Consider the following 4,448-nt stretch of genomic DNA (forward strand, 5'->3'; position numbering starts at 1 on the left):
GGGCCGGGGCAAGAACGCCGAGGTGGGCCCGCCGGTCCATGACGACCCCGCGTGCGGCGGGGCTTCACCGCGACGGCGCCCAACCGGCTGTGGCTGGCCGGCATCACCGAGCGCGCGACCGGCGAGGGCACGCTGTACCTGTGTGCGGTCAGGGACGCGTACTCGGGCCGCATCGTGGGCCACTTCCATCGACTCGAGGACGAAGTCCCGCCTCGCGGTGGCCGCGCTGGAGTCCGCCGTCGCCCGCCGCGGCCAGGTCGCCGGGTGCATCGTCCATTCCGATCACGGACCGCAGTTCCGTTCACGGAAGTTCGTCTCCGTTGCCGCACGTCATGGCCTGGTCGGCTCGATGGGCAGGGTCGGTGCGACCGGCGACAACGCGGCCATGGAGAGCTTCTTCGCGCTGTTGCAGAAGAACGTCCTCGACCGCCGCACCTGGCGCACCCGGCACGAGCTGCGGATCGCGATCGTGACCTGGATCGAACGCACCTGCCATGTGGAGGCCCGGTTCCCGGAGTCCGTCAAGGAGATGCCCGCGGCGGCGTGGAGTACGTGGCCCCGCAGGTGAAGGTTCCGGCCGGGGCGTGGGCGGACCATGACTGGCGGGGCGACCGGGGCAAGCGGCATCGCAAGGAGATCCGTGAGGCGTACGGGTTCCGGGCGAACACCGAGGAGGACCAGGAGCGGCCGGCTGAGTGGCCGGCCGCTGAGCTGTGTCCTGTGGAGCTCTCGCGACATCGGCTGGCGGCAGCGGTCACCAGCTGATGCTGGCCGCCACCGGCAGATGGTCGCTGCCGGTGGCCGGCAGTACCCACGAGCTCTTCGGCTCCACGCCCCTGACCAGGATCTGATCGATCCGCGCCGTCGGGAAGGACGCCGGCCAGCTGAAGCCGAAGCCGTGCCCGGCCGCTTCCTGGGCCGAGTGCAGCTGCGAGGTGAGGCCGTCGAACGCGCGGTCGTCGGTGGTGCCGTTCATGTCGCCGAGCACCACCACCCGCTCGTTCTGCTCGGCGGCGACGGCCTTGGCGAGCGCGACCGCGCCGACGTCGCGCGAGTCCGTCCAGAAGCCGTGCCTGGGCATCAGCCGCACCGACCCCAGGTGCGCCACGTACACCACCAGCGGCCCCTGGTCCGTGGCCACCGTGGTGCGCAGCGCCCGGGGCGGGTCCACGGGGAGGTCCTCGGCCCGCCGGGTTTTCGCCAGCGGCCCGACATTGCCCCGCAGGACGTTGACCGACCGGGAGTCCGACAGCGGCAGCTTGCTCCACAGCCCGACCGTGCCCTGCACCGTGTGGTACGGGTATGTCTTCGCCAGCTCCTTCCCGTACGCGGCCGTGGCCTGCGGGGTCATCTCCTCGAGCGCCAGCAGGTCCGCCCCGGAGGCGGCCAGGTCGCGGGCGGTGCCGGCCGGGTCGGGGTTCTCGGCGTTGACGTTGTGGCTGACCACGGTGAGGTCGCCGCCCGGCTGGGACTTGTCGGAGAGCAGTCCGCCGAAGAGGCTCAGCCACGCCACGACCGGCAGCAGCAGCGCGACCACCGCCGCGGCGGAGCGACGCCACAGCGCCCCGGCGAGGAGCACCGGGATGAACAGGCCGAACCACGGCAGGAACGTCTCCACCAGGCTGCCGAGACCGCCCCTGTCCGTGATCTCCGCGTGCAGCAGCATGAGCAGGCCGAGCACCAGCGCCAGCGCCGCGAGCACCGGGCCGCGCTTCCACGGGGCCGGTCCGGAGAGGCTGCGGATCGCCCGGTGGATACGCGCGCGCCGGGCACCCGAGCCGGTGTCCCCGCGACCGGCGCCGCACTGCCCGGCCTGAGCCGTGTCCAGGATCTCGGCGCGCTCCTCGGCGTCGCCCTGCTGCCGCGCATCCGGAACTTCTCTTAGCGCTTCACTCACTGATCAGATGTCCTTCGGAGAAAGTACTGGTGGTGCGGGCAGTTGAACGGCGATACGGAGTCCGCCCTCAGCGCGCGGGGTGATGGTGAGGGATCCGTCGTGCACCTCGGTGATCCGCCGGACGATGGCCAGACCGAGTCCGACACCTGCGTGGTCGTTGCGAATACGTTCGGTGGCGCGCTGAAACGGCTCGGTGAGAGTCGAGACCAACTGCGGGGAGAGCTTCTCGCCGCTGTTCTCGACGGTGAGTACCACGGTCTCGGGGCCGGCGCCGGTCTCGGCCCGCACCGTGCCCTTGTCGGGCAGGTTGTGCACGATCGCGTTGTGCACAAGGTTCGTCGTCAACTGCAGCAGGAGCGCCTGTGAGCCGAAAGCCGGGGCGATGTCACCGGAGGTCTCGATGGTGACACCGCGCTTCTCGGCGAGCGGGAGCAGTGTCTCGGTGGCCTCTTCCACGAGCAGGGAGAGGTCGACAGGTTCCCGGGTGAAGGACCTCTGGTCGGCGTGGCTGAGTACGAGCAGCGCCTCGGTGAGGTCGATCGCTCGGGCGTTGACGGCGTGCAGGCGGTCGATGATCTCGCCGAGGTCCTGCGTCGGATCGTTGCGGGCCACGTCGAGAAGCGTCCGCGAGATTGCCAGCGGGGTGCGCAGTTCGTGCGAGGCGTTGGCCGCGAATCTCCGCTGCTCGGCTACGTGTGCTTCGAGGCGGGCGAGCATCGTGTCGAAGGCGTCGGCGAGTTCGCGGAACTCGTCCTTGCGGCCCGGCAGCCGGATCCGGTGGGAGAGTGATCCTTTCGTGGCCATGCTTGTGGCGTCCGTGATGCGGGTCAGCGGGGCGAGCATGCGGCCGGCGAGAATCCAGCCGCCCACGAGACCGAACACCAGCAGGAACGCCAGTACTGCGGCTGCCCTCGGAGCGAAAACGTCCAAAAGGGCGGACCGGACGGGAAAGACACCCTTGAGCTTGTCGTCGGGGTTGATGAGCATCGCACGATCGGGGACGTAGCGCAGGAGGAACACCCACACCGCCGCGAGCAGCAGGAGGCCGGCGAACATGAGGAATCCGGCGTAGCTGAGGGTGAGCTTGAAGCGAACGCTGAACCCGGGCTGCCTATTCACGGTCTCCTCCCTCGTGGCCGGCCGCCGGTTGTGTGTCGATGCGGTACCCGGCGCCGGGCACCGTGGCAATGACCCAGGGTTCACCGAGCCGTTTGCGCAGTGCCGAGACCGTGATGCGTACGGCGTTGGTGAACGGGTCCGCGTTCTCATCCCACGCCCGCTCCAGAAGCTCCTCGGCGCTGACGACACCGCCTTCGGCGGAGACGAGGACTTCGAGCACGGCGAACTGCTTCCTGGTCAGCGCGACGTAGTGGCCGTCGCGGTGGACTTCGCGGCGGAACGGATCGAGCCGCAGGCCCGCGATCTCCCGCACGGGCGGCCTGTTGTGTGCACGTCTGCGGTCGAGTGCTCTGAGTCTGAGCACGAGTTCCTGGAGCTCGAACGGCTTGGTGAGGTAGTCGTCGGCGCCGAGTCCGAACCCGGAGGCCTTGTCGTCGAGCCGGTCGGCGGCGGTGAGCATGAGGATCGGCATGCCGCTGCCGGAGGTGACGATGCGTTTGGCGATCTCGTCGCCGGAAGGGCCGGGAATGTCGCGGTCGAGGACGGCGATGTCGTAGGCGTTGATGCTCAGCAGTTCCAAAGCGGTGTCACCGTCACCGGCAATGTCGGACGCGATCGCTTCCAGGCGCAGGCCATCGCGGATGGCTTCTGCCATATAGGGTTCGTCCTCGACGATCAACACTCGCATGCTTCGAGCGTACGAGTCGCCACATATCGTCGGCATATCGAAAACCGCATAGGTGCCGGCACCACCGCATTTCCATGACTGTGGGTAGATCTACGGCGACAAAGCGTGAAAAGGCCCCTGCCGAACGCGCCGGACGTGGTCGACCGTCGTCACAGCGCTCGTCGCCGTCACCCCCGGTCTCGCATGACGGTCTGCCGACGGACTCGGCAGACGTTTCCGTTTCCGTGGTTGATGGCGGACAACTCGGTGGCCCGGCCGACGTGTCGGGTGGGCGCCGGGTTCCACTGCTCCGGGCGGATGGTGCTGTCCCCGGGGCGGGGAGGGACTTCAGGCGTGACAGCGACGTGGTCGGCGGCGGTGTTCGAGCCCGCATTGCCGGACCTGAACGGGGCTGCGGCGGGTTCCCCCGTGCCGCCGGGACCGTGGTCGACGAACCCCGTCAGCGGACGGTGTCCGTATGTCTTCTTACCGGTCGGGGCCGCTTCCTGCTTCTCCGAACGGGCGACGACCGGGACACCGTCCAGGTCCACGGTCACTCCCCCAGAGGGGGCACCCCCACCCCGCCCGAGGTCGGACCTTGCCGGGGTCGTGGACGGCCAGGACCGTCGCAGCCGGCACCACCCCGGTCGACACTCAGGGCACGTGGGGACCGTCGTGGAAGGCGCCGTCCGGGGCGTAGGGCCAGGCGTTGGAGACGCAGCCGTACAGGCCTTTGATCTGCTGCATCATCACAGGGGCCGGCTC

The 4,448-nt window shown here is 69.4% G+C and carries 4 protein-coding genes and 3 pseudogenes; 2 read left to right on the forward strand and 5 right to left on the reverse strand.

Translation table 11 applies throughout. The features are described from left to right. Positions 1 to 508, forward strand: a pseudogene (locus RH94_RS37730) (DDE-type integrase/transposase/recombinase); the annotation flags it as partial. A gap of 35 nt (positions 509 to 543) precedes the next feature. Further along, positions 544 to 765, forward strand: a complete 222-nt coding sequence (locus RH94_RS37735; protein WP_073952798.1) for a DUF4158 domain-containing protein — start codon at positions 544 to 546, stop codon at positions 763 to 765. Here RH94_RS37735 and RH94_RS37740 read toward each other — a convergent pair. The 5 genes and pseudogenes from RH94_RS37740 to RH94_RS47030 form a co-directional block, all read right to left on the reverse strand. After that, the gene (locus RH94_RS37740; protein WP_079189343.1) at positions 755 to 1,828 is read right to left on the reverse strand and encodes an endonuclease/exonuclease/phosphatase family protein; all 1,074 of its coding nucleotides are present in this window, start codon (positions 1,826 to 1,828) and stop codon (positions 755 to 757) included. The genes RH94_RS37735 and RH94_RS37740 overlap by 11 nt on opposite strands. Positions 1,829 to 1,900: 72 nt before the next feature. Then, on the reverse strand, positions 1,901 to 3,016 hold the full coding sequence (locus RH94_RS37745) for a sensor histidine kinase (RefSeq protein ID WP_073952799.1): 1,116 nt from the start codon (positions 3,014 to 3,016) through the stop codon (positions 1,901 to 1,903). After that, the gene (locus RH94_RS37750; protein ID WP_073952800.1) at positions 3,009 to 3,704 is read right to left on the reverse strand and encodes a response regulator transcription factor; all 696 of its coding nucleotides are present in this window, start codon (positions 3,702 to 3,704) and stop codon (positions 3,009 to 3,011) included. Before RH94_RS37750 ends, RH94_RS37745 begins: the two co-directional genes overlap by 8 nt. A gap of 341 nt (positions 3,705 to 4,045) precedes the next feature. Further along, positions 4,046 to 4,246 (reverse strand): annotated as a pseudogene (locus RH94_RS37755) (IS1380 family transposase); the annotation flags it as partial. A gap of 91 nt (positions 4,247 to 4,337) precedes the next feature. Beyond that, positions 4,338 to 4,448 (reverse strand): annotated as a pseudogene (locus RH94_RS47030) (DUF3152 domain-containing protein); the annotation flags it as partial.

Source organism: Streptomyces kebangsaanensis (genome assembly GCF_001906585.1).
GTDB classification, from domain to species: domain Bacteria; phylum Actinomycetota; class Actinomycetes; order Streptomycetales; family Streptomycetaceae; genus Streptomyces; species Streptomyces kebangsaanensis.